The sequence below is a fragment of the Verticiella sediminum genome (assembly GCF_007558815.1).
GTDB classification, from domain to species: domain Bacteria; phylum Pseudomonadota; class Gammaproteobacteria; order Burkholderiales; family Burkholderiaceae_B; genus Verticiella; species Verticiella sediminum.
In genome coordinates, this window is sequence record NZ_VLTJ01000039.1 from 244,387 (window position 1) to 268,075 (window position 23,689).

General features: G+C 68.1%; 24 protein-coding genes and 1 tRNA gene. 15 read left to right on the forward strand and 10 right to left on the reverse strand.

Features of this window, described 5'->3' with window-relative positions; translation table 11 throughout:
* Positions 1–78 precede the first annotated feature (78 nt).
* Both FOZ76_RS20630 and FOZ76_RS20635 read right to left on the reverse strand, forming a co-directional pair.
* Positions 79–309 carry a hypothetical protein gene (locus tag FOZ76_RS20630; RefSeq protein ID WP_143950159.1) on the reverse strand — a complete coding sequence of 77 codons (231 nt, stop codon included), beginning with the start codon at positions 307–309 and terminating at the stop codon, positions 79–81.
* Positions 310–551: 242 nt separating this feature from the next.
* Positions 552–761 (reverse strand): TOBE domain-containing protein, encoded by a 210-nt coding sequence (locus tag FOZ76_RS20635; protein ID WP_143950160.1) that lies wholly within the window; start codon positions 759–761, stop codon positions 552–554.
* Positions 762–1,000: 239 nt separating this feature from the next.
* Between FOZ76_RS20635 and dusA the strand changes: the two genes are divergently transcribed.
* Positions 1,001–2,005, forward strand: coding sequence for a tRNA dihydrouridine(20/20a) synthase DusA (gene dusA / locus FOZ76_RS20640; protein ID WP_143950161.1), 1,005 nt, complete (start codon positions 1,001–1,003; stop codon positions 2,003–2,005).
* Positions 2,006–2,020: 15 nt separating this feature from the next.
* On the opposite strand, the gene FOZ76_RS20645 is transcribed toward dusA, so the two are convergent.
* Complete coding sequence (locus FOZ76_RS20645; RefSeq protein WP_143950162.1) at positions 2,021–2,479, reverse strand: CBS domain-containing protein; 459 nt, start codon at positions 2,477–2,479, stop codon at positions 2,021–2,023.
* Positions 2,442–3,872: a YihY family inner membrane protein gene (locus FOZ76_RS20650; RefSeq protein WP_143950163.1), complete on the reverse strand. Its 1,431-nt coding sequence runs from the start codon at positions 3,870–3,872 to the stop codon at positions 2,442–2,444. The genes FOZ76_RS20645 and FOZ76_RS20650 overlap by 38 nt, the downstream gene beginning before the upstream one ends.
* Before the next feature lie 53 nt (positions 3,873–3,925).
* Between FOZ76_RS20650 and FOZ76_RS20655 the strand changes: the two genes are divergently transcribed.
* Entirely contained in the window at positions 3,926–4,342 is a 417-nt protein-coding gene (locus FOZ76_RS20655; protein WP_143950164.1) for a DUF2069 domain-containing protein, read from the forward strand.
* Positions 4,343–4,600: 258 nt separating this feature from the next.
* Here the strand turns inward: FOZ76_RS20655 and FOZ76_RS20660 are convergent.
* Positions 4,601–4,676 (reverse strand) — tRNA-Ala (locus FOZ76_RS20660).
* A gap of 225 nt (positions 4,677–4,901) precedes the next feature.
* Here FOZ76_RS20660 and FOZ76_RS20665 point away from each other — a divergent pair.
* The 10 genes from FOZ76_RS20665 to rplI all read left to right on the forward strand — a co-directional run bounded on the left by FOZ76_RS20665 (position 4,902) and on the right by rplI (position 13,873).
* A complete protein-coding gene (locus tag FOZ76_RS20665) occupies positions 4,902–5,390 on the forward strand; it encodes a helix-turn-helix domain-containing protein (RefSeq protein WP_170235560.1) in 489 nt (162 codons plus the stop codon).
* Between the two features lie 205 nt (positions 5,391–5,595).
* Positions 5,596–6,573: a glycosyltransferase family 2 protein gene (locus FOZ76_RS20670; RefSeq protein WP_143950166.1), complete on the forward strand. Its 978-nt coding sequence runs from the start codon at positions 5,596–5,598 to the stop codon at positions 6,571–6,573.
* 19 nt (positions 6,574–6,592) lie between these two features.
* On the forward strand, positions 6,593–7,111 hold the full coding sequence (locus tag FOZ76_RS20675) for a GtrA family protein (protein WP_143950167.1): 519 nt from the start codon (positions 6,593–6,595) through the stop codon (positions 7,109–7,111).
* 2 nt (positions 7,112–7,113) lie between these two features.
* A complete protein-coding gene (locus tag FOZ76_RS20680; protein ID WP_143950168.1) occupies positions 7,114–9,231 on the forward strand; it encodes a DUF6311 domain-containing protein in 2,118 nt (705 codons plus the stop codon).
* 111 nt (positions 9,232–9,342) lie between these two features.
* Positions 9,343–10,053: a methyltransferase domain-containing protein gene (locus tag FOZ76_RS20685; protein WP_143950169.1), complete on the forward strand. Its 711-nt coding sequence runs from the start codon at positions 9,343–9,345 to the stop codon at positions 10,051–10,053.
* 10 nt (positions 10,054–10,063) lie between these two features.
* Complete coding sequence (locus FOZ76_RS20690; RefSeq protein ID WP_143950170.1) at positions 10,064–12,235, forward strand: DUF6311 domain-containing protein; 2,172 nt, start codon at positions 10,064–10,066, stop codon at positions 12,233–12,235.
* 140 nt (positions 12,236–12,375) lie between these two features.
* Entirely contained in the window at positions 12,376–12,759 is a 384-nt protein-coding gene (rpsF, locus tag FOZ76_RS20695) for a 30S ribosomal protein S6 (protein ID WP_143950171.1), read from the forward strand.
* A gap of 41 nt (positions 12,760–12,800) precedes the next feature.
* On the forward strand, positions 12,801–13,094 hold the full coding sequence (gene priB / locus FOZ76_RS20700) for a primosomal replication protein N (RefSeq protein WP_143950172.1): 294 nt from the start codon (positions 12,801–12,803) through the stop codon (positions 13,092–13,094).
* A gap of 24 nt (positions 13,095–13,118) precedes the next feature.
* On the forward strand, positions 13,119–13,400 hold the full coding sequence (rpsR, locus tag FOZ76_RS20705) for a 30S ribosomal protein S18 (RefSeq protein WP_143950173.1): 282 nt from the start codon (positions 13,119–13,121) through the stop codon (positions 13,398–13,400).
* A gap of 17 nt (positions 13,401–13,417) precedes the next feature.
* The gene (rplI, locus tag FOZ76_RS20710; RefSeq protein WP_143950174.1) at positions 13,418–13,873 is read left to right on the forward strand and encodes a 50S ribosomal protein L9; all 456 of its coding nucleotides are present in this window, start codon (positions 13,418–13,420) and stop codon (positions 13,871–13,873) included.
* Between the two features lie 380 nt (positions 13,874–14,253).
* Here rplI and FOZ76_RS20715 read toward each other — a convergent pair whose 3' ends face one another.
* From FOZ76_RS20715 to FOZ76_RS20725, 3 genes are all read right to left on the reverse strand, one after another.
* Positions 14,254–15,240 carry a Bug family tripartite tricarboxylate transporter substrate binding protein gene (locus tag FOZ76_RS20715; RefSeq protein WP_143950175.1) on the reverse strand — a complete coding sequence of 329 codons (987 nt, stop codon included), beginning with the start codon at positions 15,238–15,240 and terminating at the stop codon, positions 14,254–14,256.
* 41 nt (positions 15,241–15,281) lie between these two features.
* Positions 15,282–16,298, reverse strand: a complete 1,017-nt coding sequence (locus tag FOZ76_RS20720; protein WP_143950680.1) for an NADPH:quinone oxidoreductase family protein — start codon at positions 16,296–16,298, stop codon at positions 15,282–15,284.
* A gap of 92 nt (positions 16,299–16,390) precedes the next feature.
* Positions 16,391–17,593 (reverse strand): CaiB/BaiF CoA transferase family protein, encoded by a 1,203-nt coding sequence (locus tag FOZ76_RS20725; protein WP_246129675.1) that lies wholly within the window; start codon positions 17,591–17,593, stop codon positions 16,391–16,393.
* A gap of 97 nt (positions 17,594–17,690) precedes the next feature.
* On the opposite strand from FOZ76_RS20725, the gene FOZ76_RS20730 reads away from it, so the two are divergent.
* The 3 genes from FOZ76_RS20730 (at position 17,691) to FOZ76_RS20740 (ending at position 21,267) form a co-directional block, all read left to right on the forward strand.
* Positions 17,691–18,638, forward strand: coding sequence for a LysR family transcriptional regulator (locus tag FOZ76_RS20730; RefSeq protein WP_143950177.1), 948 nt, complete (start codon positions 17,691–17,693; stop codon positions 18,636–18,638).
* A gap of 27 nt (positions 18,639–18,665) precedes the next feature.
* Positions 18,666–20,042 carry a replicative DNA helicase gene (locus tag FOZ76_RS20735; protein ID WP_143950178.1) on the forward strand — a complete coding sequence of 459 codons (1,377 nt, stop codon included), beginning with the start codon at positions 18,666–18,668 and terminating at the stop codon, positions 20,040–20,042.
* A 70-nt stretch (positions 20,043–20,112) separates the two neighbouring features.
* On the forward strand, positions 20,113–21,267 hold the full coding sequence (locus tag FOZ76_RS20740) for an AI-2E family transporter (RefSeq protein ID WP_143950179.1): 1,155 nt from the start codon (positions 20,113–20,115) through the stop codon (positions 21,265–21,267).
* 96 nt (positions 21,268–21,363) lie between these two features.
* Here FOZ76_RS20740 and FOZ76_RS20745 read toward each other — a convergent pair whose 3' ends face one another.
* Positions 21,364–23,133: a PhoH family protein gene (locus FOZ76_RS20745; RefSeq protein ID WP_143950180.1), complete on the reverse strand. Its 1,770-nt coding sequence runs from the start codon at positions 23,131–23,133 to the stop codon at positions 21,364–21,366.
* Between the two features lie 76 nt (positions 23,134–23,209).
* Positions 23,210–23,674 carry a peroxiredoxin gene (locus tag FOZ76_RS20750; protein WP_143950181.1) on the reverse strand — a complete coding sequence of 155 codons (465 nt, stop codon included), beginning with the start codon at positions 23,672–23,674 and terminating at the stop codon, positions 23,210–23,212.
* Positions 23,675–23,689: the final 15 nt, after the last annotated feature.

Consider the following 23,689-nt stretch of genomic DNA (forward strand, 5'->3'; position numbering starts at 1 on the left):
GACGCTTTTAGCCGCAACGTGTGCCAGAAGCCCGGTGCCCGGCGGGCGGTCGATTCCGGGGGGCCGGGCTGCCGGACGTCAACGGTTGCAGGTCATCACGTAGCTTCCATCCTCGGCTCTGGTGAACGTAAACATGATCTCGCGGTCCATGGCGGCGACGATGACGTACGAGCTGCCAGGTTCCGAGCCCTCGTCGGGCTCACCTATCGCCAGACTCTCGGTGTTGGCGATCAGTTCGATCAGCGCGGCGATATCCGGATGGTTCTTTGTCGCGGGCCCATCGCCCACGGTGTCGTGCTCCACGCTCATATGCGATGTCTCCTGTTGCGGGTTAATATGACCCGGGCTTATTTTCGTGATGGGTGGCGCTTGCCGACCCGTGCTGCATGTCCGGCTGGCGCCGCTACGCAGGCCGTGCCTGCAAGCCTGCCAACGCCTCACGCCGGCGAGAGCGAGCCGAGGTTAACCCAGGTCTGCAACGTGCCTCAATTCGTAGTTCCCTGGGTGTCGGCGCGGCGCGGTGACACGATAGCTGGCGCTTTGGCCCGTGGTCAGTCGATCGCGACCATGACGCTGGAGGCCTTGATGACGCCGTAGGCCCGGTTTCCTTCCTGGAGCTGCATCGATTCCGCAGACTTGGTCGTGATGGTGGACGTGATTTCCACGCCGGGGGCGATTTCCAGTGTGACTTCGGTCGTCACCGGGCCACGTGTGATGGCGGTGATCTTGCCTGCCAACATGTTGCGGGCGCTGATTTTCATGATCGATTCCTCGAAGCGTCGTGCGCGCCACCATGGCGGGCACGGGTGTCATATCGTAGCGGGCAGCGTTCGTCGCGCAACTGGAGACCTTTCGACTCAGAGACACTTCTACTCGCGCGGTCCAGGTCGACGACGCTGGTGCTTGACCTGTAATCCCGACTGCTCCGTCGAGTGCGGCCACCGGGCGGCGCGTCGCGGGCAAGCCGCTAAAATGGCGCTTGCCACTTTTCTCCGATCCCATGTCTGCCTTTACTCCCGCTTCGCCGTGGGCGCTCACGGTTGCGCCCATGCTCGACTGGACCGATCGCCACTGCCGCTACCTGCACCGCCTGTATGCGCCGCAGGCGCGGCTCTACACCGAGATGGTGACGACGGGCGCGGTGCTGCGCGGCGATGCGGCGCGCCACCTGGATTTCGATCCGGCCGAGCACCCGGTGGCCCTGCAACTGGGCGGCAGCGAGCCTGCCGACCTCGCCGCGGCCGCGCGCCTGGGTGCGCAATGGGGCTATGACGAGATCAACCTGAACTGCGGCTGCCCATCGGAGCGCGTGCAGCGCGGGGCCTTCGGCGCCTGTCTGATGGCCGAGCCCGGGCTGGTCGCCGATTGCGTCAAGGCCATGCGCGACGTGGTGGACGTTCCCGTGACCGTCAAGCACCGTATCGGCCTGGACCACGGCGATTCCTACGGCTTCGTGCGCGACTTCGTCGGTACGCTGGCCGATGCCGGGTGCGAGGTTTTCATCGTGCACGCGCGCAATGCCGTGCTGAAGGGGTTGTCGCCGAAGGAAAATCGCGAGATCCCGCCGTTGCGCTACGAGGTGGCGCGGCAGCTCAAGGCGGATTTCCCGCAATTGACGCTGGTGCTGAACGGCGGTATCGCGGATGTCGCGACCAGCGTGGCCGCGCTCCAGGGCGAATCTGCCCTGGATGGCGTGATGATCGGCCGTGAAGCCTGGCATCGGCCGCGCGTGCTGGCCGAGGTGGCCGCTGCCTTCTGGCCGGACACCGCCGTGCTGGACGATGGGGAAATCGTCGCGCGGATGGCGCGCTATGCGGAGCGCGAGCTTGCGCGGGGCACGCCGCTGCGCTGCATCGTCAAACCCATGCTGGGCCTGGGCAACGGCCGTGCCGGCGCGCGCGCCTGGCGCCGCCTTTTGTCGGACACCCGCAAGCTGGCCGAAAACGACCCCGGCCTGATCGAAACCGCGTGGCGCGAAGTGCGGCCCGAGCGGCTTGCGGCGTGAATCCGGGCGCTGTACTCAGCCTTGCGCCGCGGTGTCGGTCGGCCAGTCGCGGATGTAGGCCTTGAGCATGTTGTTCTCGAACTCCTGCGCATCGACCACGGCGCGCGCCACGTCATAGAACGAGATCACGCCGAGCAGGGTGGGGCCGTCCATCACCGGCAGGTAGCGCGCGTGCCGCTGCAGCATCAGCCGGCGCACTTCGTCGATGTCGGTGTTGGGCGAGACGCTCACCGGCGCATCGTCCATGATCGAGCGGATCGTGTTGTCCGGCCCGATCATGCACTCACAGCGCTGCATGTGGCGGATGATCTCGCGGAAGGTCACCATGCCGGCCAGTTGGCCGAATTCCATGATGACCAGCGACCCGATGTCGTGGGTGGCCATGGTGTCCACGGCCTGGCGGATCGGCATGTCCGGGCTGGCGGTGTAGAGCGCGTCACCCTTGACGCGAAGGATTTCCTGAACTTTCAACATGGTCGTCTCCCGGCACGGGCAGCGTCCCGTGCACTTTCGTCATTCTATCCCCACGCGGCAAGGCCGGTGGCGCTTCGGCGAAGGCCTCGGCGATGGTCGGCAGCCGGCCGTCGGCCGCGCCCCGCCACGCTTGGTAGGCGATGCGCTGCAGCTCCTCGTCGCCGGCGAAGCCGGGCTGGCCGCGGTCGAGCAGCAGGCGGTCGAACACCGGGCCCAGCGTGGCGGTGGCCGGATCGCACACCAGCGCCCAGCGCTCCTTCGCGCCTTCGCCCAGGCGGGCCACGTAGCCTATGCCCTCCAGAGTCTCGAGCACGCTGGTGAGTTCGTCGTGGTTCAGGTGCAGGCGGTGCACCAGGGTTCGCATCGCCAGGCCCGGCGGCACGTTGCCGCGCGCCTCCGTAAGCTCGTTCAGCACGGCGAGCGCGTCCAGGTAGGCCGCGCCGGGACGGCGGTTGGGCTCGCGCCGGCCCAGGCGCACCAGGGGCATGCTCGCGGCCACCGTGGCGCCGAAGAGCACCACCAGCCACGACAGGTACAGCCACAGCAGGAAGATCGGCAGGATGGCGAATGCGCCATACACCATCGTGTAGGTCGGGAACCGGGTGAGATACCAGGCCATCCCGGTCTTCATGAGTTCGAGCACCACGGCCGTGCCGAAGCCGCCCAGCAGCGCGTCGCGCCAGGCCACGTAGCGGTTGGGCACCACCAGGAAGATGATGGTGATGCAAAAGCCGGTGACCAGCATCGGCACGAAGGTGAGGGCTAGCCCCGCGAGCGCGGAGAGGTCGCCGACCAGCCCGAGGGATTCGCGGGCCAGAAAGGACGTGGTCCAGAGGCTGGCCCCGAGCATGATCGGGCCCAGGCTCAGCACCGCCCAATAGACCAGCATGCGCTGCACGAACGTGCGCTGGCGCCTGACGTGCCAGATGTCGTTGAAGGCCTTGTCGATGGTGAGTATGAGCGAGACCGCCGTGACGAACACGAAGATCCCGCCCAGCGTGGAGAGCCGCGAAGCCTGCTTGGCGAACTGGTTGAGGTAGCCCATGACCGTGTCGGCCACGGTGACGGGCATCAGGCTCTTCACCATGAACTCGTCCAGCGCCAGGCGGAACTGGGCGAACAGCGGGAAGGCCGTGAAGAGCGCGAAGACCACGGCGAGCAGCGGGACCAGCGAGAGCACCGTGGTGAAGGTGAGCGCCGCGGCCACCTGGCCCACGTGCTGTTCGCCCGCCCGCGTGGCGGAAAAGCGCAACAGCCGCGCCACGGCCCGGGGCCGGTACGACCACACCCGACGCGGCAGCCGACGCCAGAATGGCGGCGGCGCACTGCGCAGCGGACATGCTTGGGACGATGAGCGTGCGCCTTCGCGGGCGGGCAGGTCGGCTGGGTTCATTGCATAGGAGCGCCGCGCTGGCGGTGCGCGAGTGCTCTGACGATAATAGCAGCATGAGCACCCCCGCCCCGAGCCCGCCCGCGCCCTGCGCCGGCCTGGACCCCCGCCTACGCCTGGCCGCCTCCGGCTTGCTGGTCGCCCTTATTCTGCTCTGCCTGGCCTGGGAGCTGGTGTTCGCGCCGTTGCGCCCGGGCGGCTCCTGGCTGGTGCTCAAGGCCATACCCTTGCTCGCGCCGCTGCGCGGCGTGCTGCGCGGACGCGTCTACACCTACCAATGGGCCGCGATGCTGGCTCTGCTCTATGTCATGGAAGGCGCCGTGCGTGCCATGAGCGACGCCAGCCCGGTGTCCGCCTCGCTCGCCTGGGGCGAGCTACTGCTGGCGGGCGGCTTCTTCACGTGCGCCGTGCTGTACGTGCGCCCGGCCAAGCAGGCGGCCCGGCGGGCGGCGAAGCCCGCCGGGCGTCGCTGAGGCCCGCACTGCCATGGGCGGTTCCGGGCATCCTGGCTCACAGCGCGCCATAAGCAGCGCGGGGTAGAGGGCACTCATGTCCTTGAGCGCTCCTTGACGGGCTGCGAGGCGAGCAATGCCTCGTTTCCGTTCTGGGAGGTATCGGCGCACTTGTACGTCGCCCCATGGGTGAGGTCACACCTGCTGTGGCAAAACCCGCCCCACAAAGCAAACAAGGCACTGCGTCGCTGGACGCAGTGCCTTGTTTGCTGGGAATTTTGGTGGAGCGGAGGAGGATCGAACTCCCGACCTTCGCATTGCGAACGCGACGCTCTCCCAGCTGAGCTACCGCCCCAAAAACAGAAGAGAAGATTCTAGCACCGAAAATTCCTGTTTGCCTAGCCCACCTGCGCCTCCGCGCGCAGACCGAGCTTGCGCGGCCCGCAATGCCAGACGGGGGCGAGGCTTGATCCAGATCAATCCATCCGTGATACGTCGAGAAAAATATTTATTTATTTTGTGACATTAATCAACGACCGTGTTACAACTTGACGACTGCTTCATCTCGATGGAGATACGAATGCACATAGGCGCCGCTATCAGGCATACCCGCGAGACACTCCGGCTCAAGCTGGAGATGGTGGCTCTGGATGCTGGTTTCGACCCCGGCAACCTGTCCCGCATCGAAACCGGGCGGCAGAATCCTTCGATCCCCCGCCTGGAAGCCATTGCCAAAGCGATGGATGTAACTGTCGCCGATCTCTATGCGCTCGTCGAGCCGCCGCGCACGCTGGTGAGCGCGCCGGGCGGCTCTCCGCTCAATGCGCGCGGGCGCACCCTGGACAACAGCGAGTGGGTGCAATTGCGCTGCGCATTCGAAGGCCTGGATGCACGGCGGCGCCATCTGACGCTCGAGTTCATGCAGATGCTCAATCGTCTCCAAGGCGAGGAGCGCGATGCGGCGGCGGGCGCCGAAGCGGCGTTCACTCAGGCGCCGGCGCGCCGGGCTGCCGCCAAGACGGTCGCGCCGCTCGCAGCCGCAAACGACGCGGCCACCAGCGCGAGCTGACGCATCGCGCCTGGCGCAGGCGCGCCGTCGTGGCGAGGGGCCTCGGCGGCGGGTGAGAACCTGGTTTCCCACCCATCCCTCGACCGACAGGTCCAAACGGCCGACACTCGCAGGCCATCCCGAACTTCCGCGCTAAACTTACAGGTTTTGTGTCGCGTGCCGCTCAGAGGGTCCTTCCGCGGCCCCTCCACACGGGAGTTCTTCCATGTCGTCTGAGTCGAAGCCGGTTACGCTGTCGCTCGTCGCGCCCGTCTACAACGAAGAGGACAGCATCGGCCTGTTCCTCGATCGGCTGGATGCGGTGTTTGCTGCCCACCCCGAGATAAGGCTGGAGGTGGTGTTCGTGAACGACGGCAGCACCGATGCCACGCTGGCGCGCCTGCTCGAGGCGCAGGCTGCCGACGAACGCTTGCGGGTGGTCGATCTCAGCCGCAATTTCGGCAAGGAGGCCGCGCTGACGGCTGGCCTGCACGCCGCCCGCGGGGACGTGGTGGTACCCATCGACGTCGACCTGCAGGACCCACCCGAACTCATCCTGCAGATGCTCGCCAAGTGGCGCGAGGGGTACGAGGTGGTGCTGGGCCACCGCATCGATCGCCGGTCCGACGTGTGGGCCAAGCGCACCAGCGCCAACTGGTTCTACCGGCTGCACAACCGTATCGCCACGCCCAAGCTGCCGGAGAATGTCGGCGACTTCCGCTTGATGGACCGCCAGGTCGTCGAGGCGTTGAAGACGCTGCCCGAGTCCTGCCGCTTCATGAAGGGGGTGTTCGCCTGGGTGGGTTTTCGCACAGCGACGGTCGATTACGTGCGGCCCGAACGCGCGGCCGGCACCACCAAGTTCAATAGCTGGAAGCTCTGGAACTTCGCGCTCGAGGGGGTGACGAGCTTCAGCACCGACCCGCTGCGCATCTGGACCTATCTCGGCTTCATCGTGTCCTGCCTGTCCTTCATCGTGGGGCTCATCATCGCCCTGCGCGTGGTGCTTTTCGGCGCCGACGCGCCGGGCTACGCCTCGATCATGGTGTCCGTCACCTTTCTCGGTGGCCTGCAGCTCATCGGCATCGGCGTGATCGGCGAGTACCTCGGGCGCACCTACCTCGAATCGAAACGGCGGCCGATCTACATCGTGCGCCGCGTGTACGAGGCCGACGCAGCGTTGCAGCGCGGGGAAGGGGCATGAGCGACAGGACGGCCCGGCCATGAACGCGGCGCTTCCTCCGCCGCATGACGAGACGCGCCACGGCGCGCGGCGTGCCCGCCGCTTCGAGCTGCGCCGGCTCTGGCACGAGGCCTGGACGGCTGCGCGATTCGGCGTTGTCGGGCTGTCCGCCACGGCGCTGCATCTGGCGGTGGCCTCGGGCCTGATCACCCTGTTCGCCGTTCCCCCGCTCGCCGCCAACACCTGCGCCTTCCTGGTGGCGTTCTGCCTGTCCTTCTCGGGCAACTACTTCTGGACTTTTCGCATGCCGGGCGACCCGCGGCGGGCGATCAAGCGCTTTCTCACGATTTCGTTCAGCGCCTTCCTGGTCAATACGCTGATCCTAAGTCTGCTGCTCGAAAGCGGCCGGCTGGCGCCGGTGCCTTCGGTGGTGATCTCGGTGGCGGTCATGCCGGCCATCACCTACCTCGCGAGCCGGTTCTGGGGCTTCAAGCCCGCATCCCCAATCCGACCGGCGGCCGACGACGTGCGCGCCGGCCCTGCCGATCCCCGTCCTTGAGCATGCAGAACCCGACTGTGCAGCCTGGCGCCAAGCCACGCGGCGGCTATGCCGTCGTCCTCCCGTGGGGCATCGGCCTCGTCGCCTTCCTCGTGATCATGGGTACGCGCGTGCTCGATCCCGGCAACATCGCCTGGCTCTCGAGCGGCGATTCGAGCCAACATTACCTGGGCTGGTCCTTCTTTCGGCAGACCGAATGGACCTTTCCGATCGGGCTGAATCCCCGCTATGGCCTGGAGCTGTCCAACGCCATCGTGTATTCGGACTCCAATCCGCTGCTCGCTTTCCTGTTCAAGCCGTTCGCGGGCTGGATGGGGCAGGATTTCCAGTACTTCGGCTTCTGGCTGCTCGCCTGCTTCCTGCTGCAGGGCTGGATGGCCTATCGGCTCATCGGCCTGGCCACCGGCGATCCGGCCCTGCGCGCACTCGGCGCGGTGTTCTTCGCGTTCGCGCCGCCGATGCTGATCCGGATGACGGACCATCTGAACCTGAGCGGCCACTTCCTGCTGCTGGGCAGCCTCTATCTGGTGTTCGCCCCGCTCGTGCGCCGGCGCCGCCTGGCCTGGGGCGCCTTGCTCGCACTGGGCGCGCTGGTGCATGCGTATCTCTTCATCATGGTGGCCGCGCTCTGGGGCGTCGACCTGCTGGGGCGGCTTCTGCGGCGCAGCTTGAATTTGCGCGCGGTGCTGCTCGAGGGGGTGCTGCTGATCGGCATCGTCGCCGTTCTCGCCTGGCAGGCTGGCTACTTTTCGGTGGGCGGCGGGGGATCGACAGGCGGCTATGGCTATTACCGCGCCAACCTGATCTCCTTCGTCAACCCGCTGGGCTGGTCGCATGTGCTGCGCGACCAGGCGCAGGGCGGCGGCGACTACGAAGGCGCGGCCTATCTGGGCCTGGGCATGCTGCTGTTGCTGGTGTTCGGCATGGCGCGCGTCGCCGCCGATCCGCGCGGTGCGCTCGCCGGCGCAGGGCGCCACTGGGTCGCCTACCTGGGCCTGGCCGGCTTTTTCGTGTTCGCGCTGTCGAACAACGTGGGCCTGGGCACCCACACCTGGTCCTACCCCATCCCCGGGTTCTTCGACAAGCTGGCGGGCTACTTCCGTTCGTCGGGACGCATGCTGTGGGTGGTGTACTACGCGGTTTTCTTCGCGGCCATCGTGCTGGTGGTGCGTGGCTATCCCAGGCGCGTGGCGCTGGTGCTGCTCGGGCTGGCTCTGGCCGTGCAACTGGCTGATACCAGCGCGGGCTGGCGGCCCTTGCGCGCGCATTGGGGCAAGACGCCGGGGGGCGATTGGAACCTGCCGATGCGCGATCCCTTCTGGGAAGCGGCGGCGACGCGCTACACCCGCCTGCGCTGGGCGCCGCCGGAGAACGCCGGCCCGTACTGGCGGGAGTTGTCGGCCTTCGCCGACAAGCACGGGATGGCCACCGACGCGATCTATCTCGCGCGGGTGAGGTATCGCGCCCTGGAAACGCAGCGCGCCGACATCGCGCGCCGCGTCGAGACCGGCGAGTACGATCCGGACACGCTCTACGTATTGGCCGACGGGGCGTTCGGTGCCGCCGTCATGCTCGGCGACCGCGAGCGCGACCTGTTCGCGCGCATCGACGGCTTGAACGTCATCGCGCCCGGCTGGAAGGGGTGCCGCGACTGCCCGGGCCTCGCGCACGAGGCCGATGCCCAGGGGAGCATGCCGCCTCTTGCCTCGGGCGCAAGCCTGAGCTTCACCGAAGCGGACAACGGCGGGGCGCGCTACCTCGGGCTCGGCTGGAGCCAGCGCGAAGCCTGGGGCACCTGGTCCGACGGCCGGCATGCGTCGCTGCTGCTGCCGCTGGATCGCAGCGCGCCTCGCGAGTTGCTGCTCGACGTGCAACCCTTGCTCGGCGAGAACCTGCCGGCGCAGCGGGTGCAGGTGCGGGTGGACGGTGCGGAAGTGGCCGACTTCACCGTGACAGCCCGGCAGACCGTCTCGCTGGCCGTGCCGGGGGCGCCCCAGGGCGGCGTGCGCATGACCCGTGTCGAGCTGACCCTGCCCGACGCGGCGCGCCCGGTCGACATCGGCGGCGGTGAGGACTTGCGGCGGCTCGGCCTGGGGCTGATCGGGCTGACGGTGCGCTGAGGCGGGGCAGGGGATCTCCGGTACACTTCAGCGTTCTCGCGGGCGACACGAGTATTAGACAAACCCCGTCCGCGAACGCACGCCTCACCCCACCGTCGCTCCCGGCGCAGCATGGATCTCAAGGAAACCGACATTCTTGGCGACGGTATCGCGCGCCATTGGTACTACCGCTCCAAGGCCAGGGCCATGATGCGCCTGCTCGGCAAGGCCGGGACCGGTGCCGTGCTCGATGTGGGGGCCGGCTCGGGCTTCTTTTCGCGCCATCTGCTCGCGCACTCGGATGTGCGCGAAGCCTGGTGCGTGGACATCAGCTACGCCCAAGACAGCGAATCGCAGGAGGCCGGCAAGCCCTTGCATCTGCGCCGCGACATCGCGCGCGTCGACGCGCAGCTCGTGCTGATGATGGACGTGCTCGAACACGTCGACGACGACGTCGGTCTGCTGCGCCACTACGCGGCCAAAGTGCCGGCGCGCAGCCAGGTGCTGATTTCGGTGCCCGCCTTCCAGTTCCTGTGGAGCGGCCATGACGTGTTCCTCGAACATCGGCGCCGGTATCGCCTCGGCCAGATCGAGGCGGTGGTGCGCGAAGCCGGCTTGCAGATCGAGCGCAGCGCCTACTATTTCGGCGGCGTGTTCCCGCTTGCCGTGGCTTCGCGGCTCGCCGAGCGCGCATCTTCCCGTGCGCGGCCGCAGTCGCAGTTGCGCCAGCACGCAGCCTGGGTCAATGGGCTGCTCGGCGGCATCTGCGCACTGGAATTGCCGCTCATGCGCTGGAATCGCCTGGCCGGGCTGACGGCCTTCTGCCTGGCGCGCACGCATTGAGGCGCAGGGCATGAGCACGCCTGCGCGTTCCGCGATCCCGTTGCTGCGCCGCCATGCCGACGCCTGGGTTCCACTGCTGATCGGGCTGGCCAGCTTCTTCGTGCTGGTCGGTCCGCGCGTGCTGCGCTGGGACAACCTTGCCTGGCTCGGCCATGGCGATTCGGCAACCCATTACCTGGGCTGGCTGTTCTTTCGGCAGGGGCCGTGGACGCTGCCGCTCGGCATGAACCCCGACTACGGGCTGGCGCTCGCGAATTCCATCGTGTACTCGGATTCCAATCCGCTGCTCGCCCTGCTGTTCAAGCCGTTCGGGCCGTGGCTACCCACGGTCTTCCAGTATTTCGGCTTCTGGATTCTGGCCTGCTTCCTGTTGCAGGCCTGGATCGCGTACCGGCTGCTCGGGCTCGCCACGCAGCGCGCCAGCGTACGCGCCATGGGCACGGTGTTCTTCGCCTTCGCGCCGATCATGATGATCCGGCTCACGGAGCATCTGAGCCTGGGCGGCCATTTCCTGTTGCTGGCCGCGCTGTACCTGGTGTGTGCGCCGGCCCCGCGCAGGCGCCGGCTGGCGTGGTGGGCCTTGCTCGCGGTGTCGGTGCTCGTGCATGCCTATCTCTTTGCCATGGTGGCCCTGCTGTGGCTGGTCGATCTGGGCGGGCGTAGCTGGCGCCGCGAGGTGCACGTGCGCAGCGCCGTGCTGGAGGCGGCGCTCGGCCTGGGCTTGACCGCGCTGGCCTGCTGGCAGGCAGGCTATTTCGTGCCGGGCGGCGGCGCGGCGCAGGGCGGCTACGGGTTCTATCGCGCCAACGTGCTGGCCTTGTTCAACCCGATGGGCTGGTCCTACCTGCTCGACACGATTGCCCAGGGGCCGGGCGAATACGAGGGCTACGTCTACCTGGGGCTGGGCGTGCTGCTGCTCTATGCCTGCGCATTGCCGCGCCTGCTACAGGCGCCGCGTACCGCATTCGAAGGCTGGCGGCGCCACGCGCTGCTGGGGCTGGCGCTCGTCGGTCTGACGCTGTTCGCCATCTCCAATACCGTCGGGTTCGGGCCGTATGCGTGGTCCTTTCCCTTGCCCGATCGCCTGTACCAGCTCGCCGGGGTGTTCCGGGCGTCCGGACGCATGATGTGGCCGGTCTATTACGCGCTCGTGCTGCTCTCGATCGTGCTGGTGCTGCGCCTGTATCCGCCTCGTGCCGCCGCCGTGCTGCTGGCCATCGGCCTGGCCGTGCAACTGGTAGACACCCATGCCGGCTGGAGCCAGCAGCGCTGGCACTGGATGCGCACGCCCGCGACCGCCTGGGAGACGCCGCTGCGCGATCCGTTCTGGGCGCTGGCGGGGCAGCGCTACGCCAAGCTGCGTCTGGCGCCGCCGCAGAACGCGGCGCCGCGCTGGCAGCCGCTTGCCGACTATGCCGGCCGGCACGGCATGGCCACCGACGCCGTCTACCTGGCACGTGTCGATGCACGCGCGCTCGCCGCCGCGCAGGCCGACATGCGGGCGCGCCTGCAGGAGGGACGGTACGACGCAGACACCTTGTACGTGATCGAGGGCGCGGGCTTCGTCGCGGCGGCGCTGGCCGCGCAGGGCGGCCCCGACCTGTATGCGCAAGTGGACGGGTTTCAGCTCATCGCGCCGGGGTGGAGCGCCTGCGCGGCGTGTCCCGAAGTCGCCGGCGCCGTCAGCCTGCAGGCGCTCGCCGGGCAGATCGTGCCGGGCCGTCGCCTGGGCTTCTCGGAAACGGACGAGCAGGCCGCGGGTTGGCTGGGGAGCGGCTGGAGCCATCGGGAGCCATGGGGAACGTGGTCGGCGGCGCGTGAGGCCGAACTCGTGCTGCCGCTCGACACCGCCCGCGTGCGCGCCCTGGATCTCGAACTGCAGCCGCTGCTCGGCCCGGGGCTGGAGCGCCAGCGCATCGAGGTGCTGGTCGACGGCGTGCCGGCGGCACGGGCGGAGCTGGCCGCAGCCGGGGTCGTGCGGGTTGCGCTGCCCGCGCCGGCGCCGGAAGCCGGCGTACGCCTGGTGCGCATCGGATTCCGGATTCCCGACGCCGCCCGGCCGGCAGACCTCGGAACAGGCGCAGACCACCGTCTGCTGGGGCTGGGAATCATCGCCGCGACCCCGGTTGCCAGCGCCCATGAGTGGCCAGGCCTTGACGACGGGCACTATTTCGAAAGATAATAAAAGGCTTTCTTGCCCGATCCATTCGTTTTCGCCGTTTTGTTGGCCGGCTTCATGAGCCGGCGCCGGCAAAGACCACGGGTGGCGGGCTGCAGGCGGAGTCGCGAGATTCTGCCTTCATCCACAAGTCAGGAGTTTTTATGCGTCACTACGAAGTGGTGTTCATCGTACACCCCGACCAGAGCGAGCAAGTGCCCGCGATGATCGATCGCTACAAGAGCCTCGTCACCAACGAAGGCGGTACCATCCACCGCCTGGAAGACTGGGGCCGTCGCCAACTCGCGTACCCGATCCAGAAGCTCGTCAAGGCGCACTACGTCTGCATGAACATCGAGTGCGGCCAGCCCACGCTGGACGAGCTGGAGCATGCCTTTCGCTACAACGACGCGATCCTGCGCCACCTCATCGTCAAGACGAAGAAGGCCGAGACCGCTGCGTCGCCGATGATGAAGGTCGTCGAGCGCGAAGAGGCCCGCAAGGCCGCGAACGAAGCGGAACAGTCGTCGCAACAGGCCGCTGCCTGATCACGACCGTCGGCGCGCGCGGCGCGCGTGCCTGAACCCGAGTGAACCGCCTGCAGCTCATCGCCTCCGTCCTCGAGTGCCAACCCTTGCGCTACACGCCTGCCGGCGTGCCGGTCCTGGAAATGCAGCTCGAGCATGGCGGTACGGTGACCGAGGCAGGGCATGACCGGCAGGTCGAATTGACCATCACCGCGATTGCGCTGGGGGATCTGGCCAGGATGCTGGCCTCGACCCCGATGGGTACCACGCTCCGGGTGGAAGGCTTTCTCGCCCCGACACGCAAAGGCTCCAGCCGGCTACGCCTGCATCTGCAGCAGGCCGCGGCCCACCATTGAATACATCGATACCGAGAGGCACTCATGGCCACGTTTGGAAGACGCAACAACAAGGACAACAAGAAGAAGTTCGGACAGCAGAACCCGCTGTTCAAGCGCCGCCGCTTCTGCCGCTTCACCGCGGCGGGCGTCGAGCAGATCGACTACAAGGATGTCGACACCCTGCGTGACTTCATCCAGGAAAACGGCAAGGTGATCCCGGCCCGCCTGACCGGCACCAAGGCGCACTACCAGCGCCAGCTCGATACGGCCATCAAGCGTGCGCGCTTTCTCGCGCTGCTGCCGTACACCGACAACCACAACTGATTGCCGGAGAACCCGCCATGCAAATCATCCTCCTGGAAAAAGTCGCCAATGTGGGCGCTCTGGGCGAAGTCGTGCGCGTCAAGGACGGCTACGCTCGCAACTACCTGATCCCGCAGCGCAAGGCCAAGCGTGCCACCGCCGCCGCGCTGAAGGAATTCGAAGCGCGCCGCGCCGAGATCGAGAAGACCCAGGCCGAGCGCCTGGCAGCAGCCCAGGCCGTGGCCGGCAAGCTCGAAGGCCACACCGTTCACATCCGCCAGCGCGCTGGCGTGGACGGCCGCCTGTTCGGCTCGGTCACCAACGCGGACATCGCTGTCGAACTGAAGAAGGCCGGCTTCGAGACCGTTGAAAAGGCGATGGTGCGCCTGCCGGAAGGTCCGTTCAAGACCACCGGCGAATACGCCGTCGAAGTGCACCTGCACACCGACGTCAACGCCAACGTGAACGTCCTGGTCGCCGGCGAAACCGTCTGACCCGGCGTTGACGTCCAAAAAATGGCCCGACATTGTCGGGCCATTTTTTTGCCGCCGGGCCGCTCCCAAGGCAAAAAGCGCCCCCTCGGGGGGCAGCGCCGCCGCGCAGCGGCAAGCGTGGGGGCACGTTTTTGCCGCCGGGCCGCTCCCAAGGCAAAAAGCGCCCCCTCGGGGGCAGCGCCGCCGCGCAGCGGCAAGCGTGGGGGCACGTTTTTGCCGCCGGGCCGCTCCCCAAGGCAAAAAGCGCCCCCTCGGGGGGCAGCGCCGCCGCGCAGCGGCAAGCGTGGGGGCACTTTTTCTTCAGTCCGTCGCCGCGGATCGCTATCGGCCGGCAGGTTCCGGCATGCCGCGCTCCGCCGCGAGCTGTGGGTGGCTGCAGCTCAGGGCGTGGCCATTTCGATGCCTGCCCGCCGCACCACGTCGGCCCACTTCTCCATCTCCCGGGCCTGGTAGGCCGCAAAGTCGGCGGGGCTGGAGCCCACCGGCTGCGCGCCCATGCTGGCGTAGCGTTCCTTCACCTGCGGCAGGGCCAGCGCACGCGCTGCATGCTCGGACAGGGTTTGCACGATCTCCTCGGGCGTGCCTTGCGGCGCCCAGAAGCCATACCAGGTGCTGATGGCAAAGCCAGGGTAGCCGGATTCCGCCACCGTGGGCACGTCGGGCAGGGCGGGCACGCGCTGCGGCGTGGTGACGGCAATGGCGCGCAACTGTCCGGACTGGATGAAGGGCATGGCCGACGGCATGGAGTCGAACATGAAGTCGAGCTGGCCGCCGATCAGGTCGGCCAGGGCCGGGGCGCTGCCCTTGTAGGGTACGTGCAGCATGGGCAGGCCGGTGGCCATGCGGAACGACTCGCCGGCGAGCTGCTGGGACGACGCCGTGCCGGCGGAGCCGAAGCTCAGGCCGCCATCCCTGGCCTTGGCGCTCGCGACGACGTCCTGCACGCTGCGGATGGTGCCGTTTGCCGGCACGACGAGCACCAGCGGCACGTCGGCGAGCTGGGTGATGGGGGCGAAATCCTGCAGCGCGTCATAGCGCATCTCCGGGTAGATCGTCGGGTTGATGACGTGCAGCGACGCATTGGCGAGGAAGGTGTAGCCATCGGGCTTGGCGCGGGCGACGGCTTCCGCGCCGATCATGCCGCTCGCGCCGGGCCGGTTGTCCACCACCACCTGCTGGCCGAGCGATTGCGACATCTCCATGGCCACGACGCGGGCGAGCAGGTCGGTCGGCCCGCCGGGCGGGTAGGGCAGGACGAGCCGGATCGGGCGCTCGGGGTAGTCGGCGGCATGGGCGGGCGCGGCAAGGCCGGCCGCGGCGAGCGTGCACAGGGCGCCGGCCAGCAGGCGGTTCCAGCGGAAAGTCATGGTTGTCTCCTCGGTGTGTTGTCGTTGATTGGCGGAAAGGATCAATCGAGCCCGGCGTCGATCTCCAGGGCGATCTTGCCGATGACCTGGCGGCCGTGCAGGTCCGCCAGAGCCTGGGCGAGTTCGTGCATCGGATACACCCGCGAGAGCTGTGGCGTCAGCCTGCCGCGGGCGGCCCAGTCGAGCAGCGTCGCCATCGCGTGCTGCAGCGCGCGGGCGTGCTCGATGCGTTCGTCGTTGGGTGTCCAGCCGATGTAGCGGCCGAAGAAGAACGCATGCAGCGTGACGTTCTTTACCAGCAGGATGTTGGCGGGAAAGGCCGGCAGCTCGCCGCTGGCGAAGCCGACCGACAGGTAACGGCCGTTGGCAGCCATGGCCCGTACCGCCGCGCCGGCCAGGGTGCCGCCCACCGGGTCGACGACGATGTCGGCGCCCTGGCCGCCCAGAGCCTCCTTGGTGGCCTCGGCCAGCGCCTCGTCCGGCGCGATGGCGGCGACTGCGCCGGCGCGCAGCGCGGCCTCGCGTTTGGCCGGTGTGCTGGCGCAGGCGATCACGCGCGCGCCCAGCAGAGCGCCGAGTTGCACGGCGGCCAGGCCCAGGCCGGCACCGGCGCCCAGCACCAGCACCGACTCGCCCGGTCGCAGGCCGCAGCGCCACAAGAGCCCGGTGTAGGCCGTGCCGTACGAGAGCGGCACGGGCAGGGCCTGGCGCAGCGGCAGGGCGTCGGGTACGGGGTACACCGTGTACTGCGGCACACGCAGCAGTTCGGCGTAGCAGCCCCAGTCCGCGATCAGGGCCACGCGCTGGCCCGGGCGCAGCCGCCGGACGTCGCTGCCGCAGGCGACGACCACGCCGACCGCCTCGGTGCCCGGAGAAAAGGGCAGTGGCGGGCGCCGCTGGTAGCGGCCTTCGATCAGCAGGCCGGTGGCGTGGCTCACGCTGGCGTAGGCGACCCGAACGATCACCTCGTGCGCTGCCGGTGCGCCGGGCGCCGCGATGCTGGCGCTGCGGACCGCGTCGCGGCAGGGACCGAAGCGCTCGCAGAGCAGGGCGCGCATCGTGGCGTCGCCGGCTGGCGCCACGGTCGTCGTGCCGGTGCGGTTCCGCGCGCCATCCGGGCGCGGCGTCCGGGCGTCCGGGCCGGGGGCGCTCATGCCGCGCTCCCGGCAGCCGCCACGCCGCGCTGCCGGATCACACCCGCCGCGAGCAGGCGCTCGATCTCGATGTCGTCCAGGCCTTGCTCGCGCAGCACCGCCACGGTGTGTTCGCCGATGCCGGGTGGCGGCGTGAGCGCCCGCGCGTCGCCCAGAGCCGGCAGGCGGGCGAGCGGAACGGCAGGGCAGCCCTCGGCCTGGACCGGCTCGAACAGGCCGAGGTGGGCGGCCTGGGGATGGGCGGGCAGGTCGGCGAGGGCGCGTACGGGCGCGTGCAGTACGTCGTGCTGGGCGAACAGCGCCGACCAGGCGGCGTTCGAGGCGCTGGCCAACTGGGCACCCAGCGCCTCGTGCAGCACGGCCTTGTGCGCCATGCGGCTGGCGTTGTCGGCGAAGCGGGCGTCGGCCAGCCATTCCGGCCGGTCGAGCGCCCGGCACAGGCGGGCGAAATGCGCGTCGTTCAGGGCGAGCACCGACAGCAGCCCGTCCGCGGTCGCGAAGACCCCGTTGGGGGCGCTCACCGCGCCCTCGCGCGGCCCGCCGGCGAGCAGGGTCTCGATCAGCTCGCCCGTCATCAGCGCCGCGCAGCTTTGCAGCAGGTTGAGCTTGATGTGCTGGCCACGGCCGCTGCGGGCCTGTTTGTACAAGGCCGCCGCCACGGCCTGGGCCGCCTGGGTGGCGCAGGTCAGGTCCGCCAGCAGCAGGCCGATGCGGTGCGGTACGCCGTCCGCCCCCCGGTTGATCGACATCAGGCCGGCGTCGGCCTGCATCACCGAATCCGAGGCCGGCGCCAGTGCGCCGGGCCCCGCATCGCCGTAGCCGCTGATGGAGAGATAGACCAGCTCGGGTCGCCCCGCCGACAGGCGGGCATAGTCCAGCCCCATGCGTTCGACCACGCCGGGCCGAAAGTTCTGCACCACCACGTCGCAGGCGGCGGCCAGGGCGCGCAGCAGGGCCTGGCCGTCGGCCTGGCGGGCATCGACGCATACGCCGCGCTTGCCCGCGTTGTAGGCGATCGACAGCGCGTTGTGCTCGCCATGGCGGGTGCCCACGCCGCGGCCCCAGTCGCCCTGCGGGGGCTCGACCTTGATGACCGTGGCGCCCTGCTGGGCCAGTATCTGCGTGCAATACGGCCCGGCAATGCCCTGGCTCAGATCCAGAATGCGCAGGCCCTCGAAGGGCAGGGCAGCGTCGCTCAATCGTCTCTCCTCGGCTCGTCGCGAAACGTATTGGAGATATGCTAGGGTCTCGCTTCGGAATGGACAATTACCCGGAATGTTCCATGAGTGTTGATTCATGATTGACAATCTGCCGGATCTGAACCTGGTGCGCGTGTTCGTCTACCTGGTCGAATCGCCGAATCTCACGGAAGCCGCGCGGCGGCTGGGCATGACCCGCTCCAACGTGTCGCGCCGCCTGAAGCTCCTGGAGCAGCACCTGGGCACCCAGCTCATGCGGCGCACCACCCGGCACGTCGAGCTGACGCAGGCCGGCGCGCTGCTCTACGACCATGCCTCGCGCATGCTGTCCGAGCTGAGCACCGCCAGGGCCTCCATCGACAGCCTGGCAGGCGCCGTACGCGGCGACGTGCGGGTGCGCCTGCCCACCGGGCTGGGCCACCTGTATCTCGCCCCGGTGCTGCTGGCCTTCGCGCGCCAGCATCCCGACATTGCCCTGCGCGTGCTGATCAACGACTACATCGGCGATCTGGTCTCGGCCGAGGTCGACGTGGCGATCAAGATCACCTCGCAACCGCCGGACGATCACGTGGCGCGCAAGCTGTGCGACGTGGCCTGGTGCCTGTGCGCGGCGCCGGATTTCCTCGTCCGGCAGGGCGCGCCGGCCGACATCGCCGCCCTGGCCGGCTTCGATCTGATCGCGCCGGCCTCGCTCGGGCGCCGCTTCGATCTGCGGTTCGACGCCCGCGAGCAGCCTTTGCTGTTGCGTGTCGCGCCGCGCCTGCAGTCCGGCGACTACACCTTCCTGCTCCAGGCGGTACAGTCGGGCCTGGGCGTCGCGCTGCTGCCGCGCTACGCGGTCTGGCAGCAGTTGCGCGCCGGCACGCTGCACGAGGTGCTGGCGCAGCACGAGCCCGCCGGCGTGGGCGACAGCATGTACCTGCTCACGGCGCCCAACCGCTACCCATCGCTGGCCACACGCACGCTGATCGGATTCGTGAGCGAGAACATCCGCCAACAGCAGGCGGACTGGGCGCGTCCGGCACCCGGCACCCGGGCGCTGTAAACTCGCCTTTTCCTCGCATTGACCGCCATGAGCACTCCCGCCGCCGATCCCCAAATCGAACAACTGCGCGTGCCGCCGCATTCCGTGGAGGCCGAGCAATCGGTCCTCGGCGGGCTGCTGCTCGACAACAGCGCCTGGGATCGCATCGCCGACGTGCTCGGCGAGGGCGATTTCTACCGTTACGACCACCGCCTGATCTGGCAGCACATCTCCCGGCTGATCGGGCTCTCGCGCCCGGCGGACGTCATCACCGTGTTCGAGTCGTTGCAGACGGCCGGCAAGATCGACGACGTGGGCGGGCTCGCCTACCTGAACTCGCTTGCCCAGAACACGCCGTCGGCCGCGAACATCCGCCGCTACGCGGAAATCGTGCGCGACCGCGCGGTGCTGCGCAAGCTGGTGACGGTGTCGGACGAGATTTCCTCGGCCGCCTTCAACCCGCAGGGCAAGGAGACGCGCCAACTGCTCGACGAAGCCGAATCCAAGATCTTCCAGATCGCCGAGGAGGGCTCGCGCGGCGCGGCCGGCTTCCAGGAGATCCAGCCGCTGCTCGGCCAGGTGGTCGATCGCATCGACGAGCTGTATCACCGCGAAGGCGATACGGAAGTCACCGGCGTGCCGACCGGCTTCACCGACCTGGACAAGATGACCTCCGGCCTGCAGGGCGGTGACCTGGTCATCGTGGCCGGCCGCCCCTCCATGGGCAAGACCTCGTTCTCCATGAACATCGGCGAACACGTGGCCATCGAGCAGGGCCTGCCGGTGGCGGTGTTCTCCATGGAAATGGGCGCGGCGCAGCTCGCCATGCGGATGCTGGGCTCGGTCGGCCTGCTCGACCAGCACCGTCTGCGCACCGGCAAGCTCGAGGCGGACGATTGGCCGCGCGTCACGCATGCCATCCAGCGCATGCAGGAGGCCCAGCTCTACATCGACGAGTCGCCGGCGCTGAACTCGATGGAAGTCCGCGCCCGGGCGCGCCGCCTCGCGCGCCAGTGCGGCAAGCTCGGCCTGATCATCATCGACTACCTGCAGCTCATGGGCGCGAACTCGTCCGGCGAGAACCGCGCCACCGAGGTCTCGGAAATCAGCCGCTCGCTCAAGGGCCTGGCCAAGGAGCTGGACTGCCCGCTGATCGCGCTCTCGCAGTTGAACCGCAGTCTCGAGCAGCGGCCCAACAAGCGCCCGGTGATGAGCGACTTGCGCGAATCCGGCGCCATCGAGCAGGATGCCGACCTGATCCTCTTCATCTATCGCGACGAGGTCTACAACCCGGACACGCCGGACAAGGGCACGGCCGAGATCATCATCGCCAAGCAGCGTAACGGCCCCATCGGTACCTGCCGGCTCACGTTCCAGGGCTCGAGCACCCGCTTCCTGAATTTCACCGCCGCGCCCCAGTACTGAGCTTCGGCCTGTTTTTTGCACTTGACCGGGCGGTGGCCGGTCCGGTCCGCGCTGCCCCGATGGAGTCCGTATGCGCAAGTTGTCGATGGAACACAAGGCGTTCGTCCTGATCCTGACCCTGGTCACAATCGCTTTTTTCTGGATACTCTTTCCGTTCTACGGCGCCATACTCTGGGCGGTGATCCTGGCGATCATCTTCAACCCGCTGCAGCGGCGCCTGCGGGCCCGCATGCGCAACCGCAACCTCGCATCACTCATCTCGCTCTTCGTGTGCGTGGTGATCGCGGTGGTGCCGGTCATCATCATCGTCGCCTCGGTGGCGCAGCAGGTGGTCTGGCTGTACCAGCAGATCAGCACGGGCAGGATCGATTTCGGCGCCTACGCCAACCAGATCCAGCAGGCCATCCCCGCGAGCGTGCACAGCGCGTTGAACAGCCTGGGCGTGGGCGATCTCGACTCGCTGCGCCAGCGCCTGTCGCAGGCGGCGCTGGCGGGCAGCCAGTTCATCGCCAATCGCGCGCTGAACATCGGCCAGGTCACGTTCCAGTTCGTGATTCAGTTCTTCGTGATGCTGTATCTGCTGTTCTTCCTGTTTCGCGACGGGCCGATGCTGGTCAACCGCATCCGCGACGCCGTGCCGCTGGAGGATGGGCGCAAGCACCAGCTCGCCGAGAAGTTCACCACCGTGCTGCGCGCCACGGTCAAGGGCAACATCATCGTCGCCATCACGCAAGGCGTGCTGGGCGGCCTCGCGTTCTGGTTCTTCGGCATCCAGGGCGCGCTGCTCTGGGGCGTGCTGATGGCGGTCCTCTCGCTGCTGCCCGCGGTCGGCGCGGGCCTGGTCTGGGGGCCGGTGGCGATCTATTTCCTGGTGTCGGGCGCGACCTGGCAGGGCGTTGCGCTGATAGTCTACGGCGTGCTGGTGATCGGGCTGGTCGACAACGTGCTGCGCCCCATCCTGGTTGGCAAGGACACCAAGTTGCCGGACTACATCGTGCTGATCTCCACCCTGGGCGGCATGGCCTTGATGGGCCTGAACGGCTTCGTGATCGGGCCGCTGGTGGCGGCGCTGTTCATCGCCATCTGGGCGCTGTTCGCCAAGTCGCCGGACGATCAGTCCACGCCGTCGGTGCCCGATGGCGCCTCGACGACGACCAGCGTGGCGCGTCGCGCGGTGAAGGACGGGCGCGAGGAAGTCGTCGTCGTTTCGCAGAAGATCGAATAGGTCGCCACGGCAGGCGCCCCAAGAACGAAGGGCCCGGCGCTTGCGCGCCGGGCCCTTCGTTGCAGACAAGGCTGCGGCTTTGCCGCAGCCTCTGGCTCAGAGGATGTCCGCCGCGTAGTCCGCCAGCCGCGAACGCTCGCCGCGCTGCAGGGTGACGTGGCCCGAATGCGGCCAGCCCTTGAAGCGGTCCACCACGTAGGTCAGGCCCGAGCTGCCTTCGGTGAGATAGGGCGTGTCTATCTGCGCGATGTTGCCCAGGCACACCACCTTGGTGCCGGGGCCGGCGCGGGTGATGAGCGTCTTCATCTGCTTGGGCGTGAGGTTCTGCGCCTCGTCGATGATGAGGAACTTGTTGAGGAAGGTGCGCCCGCGCATGAAGTTCAGCGACTTCACCTTGATGCGCGAGCGGATGAGGTCCATGGTCGCCGCGCGGCCCCATTCGCCGCCATGGTTGCCGCCCGGCTCGCCGTCGCCCATGTTGAGCACGTCGAGGTTGTCTTCGAGCGCGCCCATCCAGGGCAGCATCTTTTCTTCCTCGGTGCCGGGCAGAAAACCGATGTCCTCGCCCACCGGAACCGTGACGCGGGTCATGATGATCTCGGTGTAGCGCTTGGTCTCGAGCACCTGGGTGAGGCCCGCGGCGAGCGCGAGCAGGGTCTTGCCGGTGCCCGCCTGCCCGAGCAGCGAGACGAAGTCGCAGTCGGTGTTCATGAGCAGGTTGAGCGCGAAGTTCTGCTCGCGGTTGCGCGCGGTGATGCCCCACACGTTGTTCTTGCTGTGGGTATAGTCGCGCAGCGTCTGCAGTACGGCGGTGCGGCCGGTGACTTCGCGCACCTGTGCATACAAGGGCATGCTGCCCTCGAAGTACACGAACTGGTTGACGTGGAACTTGGCGCACAGCGGGCCGCTGATCCGGTAGAAGGTGCTGCCGCCCTGCTGCCAGGATTCGACGCCCTTGCCGTGGCGGTTCCAGAAATCTTCCGGCAGTTGCAGGATGCCGGAATAGAGCAGGTCGGCGTCTTCCAGGACCTGATCGTTGTAGTAGTCCTCGGCCGCCATGCCGAGCGCGCGCGCCTTCAGGCGCATGTTGATGTCCTTGGACACCAGCACCACATCGCGGTCGCTGTACCGCTGCTGCAGCGCGTGCACCACGCCCAGGATCTGGTTGTCGGCCTTGCCCACGGGCAGCTCGGCCGGCAGCGCGTTGGCCATGGCCTCGGTCTGCAGGCGCAGGCGTCCACGCGCTTCGCGGTTGCCCAGCCCGGAGAGCGGCACACCTTCGGCGATGGGCGAGTCGTCGGTGATGAGCGTATCGAGCGTGCGGCTCACCTGGCGCGCGTTGCGCGCGACTTCGGACATGCCCTTCTTGTTGTGGTCCAGCTCCTCGAGCGTCATCATCGGCAGGAACACGTCGTGTTCCTCGAAGCGGAACAGCGAGCTGGGATCGTGCAGCAGCACGTTGGTGTCGAGCACGAAGAGACGGGGCCGCTCGGCCGCCCTGGGCTTGGCCGCGATGGCCTTGGCCCTGACCGGCGTCACCGGTGCGGCGGCGGGGATGTCGAATGCGGCCTCGGCCTCGGCCGCAGGTGCAGGTGCAGGCGCAGGTGCGACGGCGGGTTGCAGCAGCACCGGCGTGGCGTTCGCGGTCGTCTTGCGTGCGCCGTTCTTGCGCGGCGCGCGCGCGACGATGGGCACCGACTGCAGGCCCTGGAGTTCGGGTTGGACCTGTTCGTTCGCGGGGGATTCTGGCAGGGTGGCCACGCTGTGCGCGGCAGCCGTCTTGGCGGCACGACGATTCAGCGCGGGGGCCTTGTCGGGCACGGGCAGAATCGTGGCGAGCCGAGTCGGCATCTTGGGAAGCGGCATGAGCCGGATCTCCTGGTGGGTTGTGCTGAGGACGACGATACCGCAGGCCGGGCTTGCGCGCAGAACCGTTGCAGGCTCAGAACGCGCGCACGGCCTCGAGTACCGCCTGGACGTGGCCGGGCACCTTGACACCGCGCCATTCCTGCGCGATGCGTCCGTCGCGCCCGATCAGGAAAGTGCTGCGTTCCACGCCACGTACCTGTTTGCCATACATGTTCTTCATCTTCATGACGCCGAACAGATTGCACAGGGTTTCGTCGGGATCGCTGACCAGGGTGAAGGGCAGGCCTTGCTTCTCGCAGAAGCTCTGGTGCGACTTCAGGCTGTCGCGCGAAACGCCGACGACGGTGGCGCCGGCCGCTGTGAAGTCGGCGTGGGCGTCGCGGAAATTCTGGCTTTGGGTGGTGCAGCCCGGCGTGTTGTCCTTGGGGTAGAAGTAGAGAACGAGCGCGCGGCCCTGCATGTGGGCGAGGTTGAGCGGCCCGGTGGTGGATTGCAGTTCGAGATCGGGTACGGACGAGCCCGTGGTGAGTGCGGTCATTGCGCTGGCGTCAAA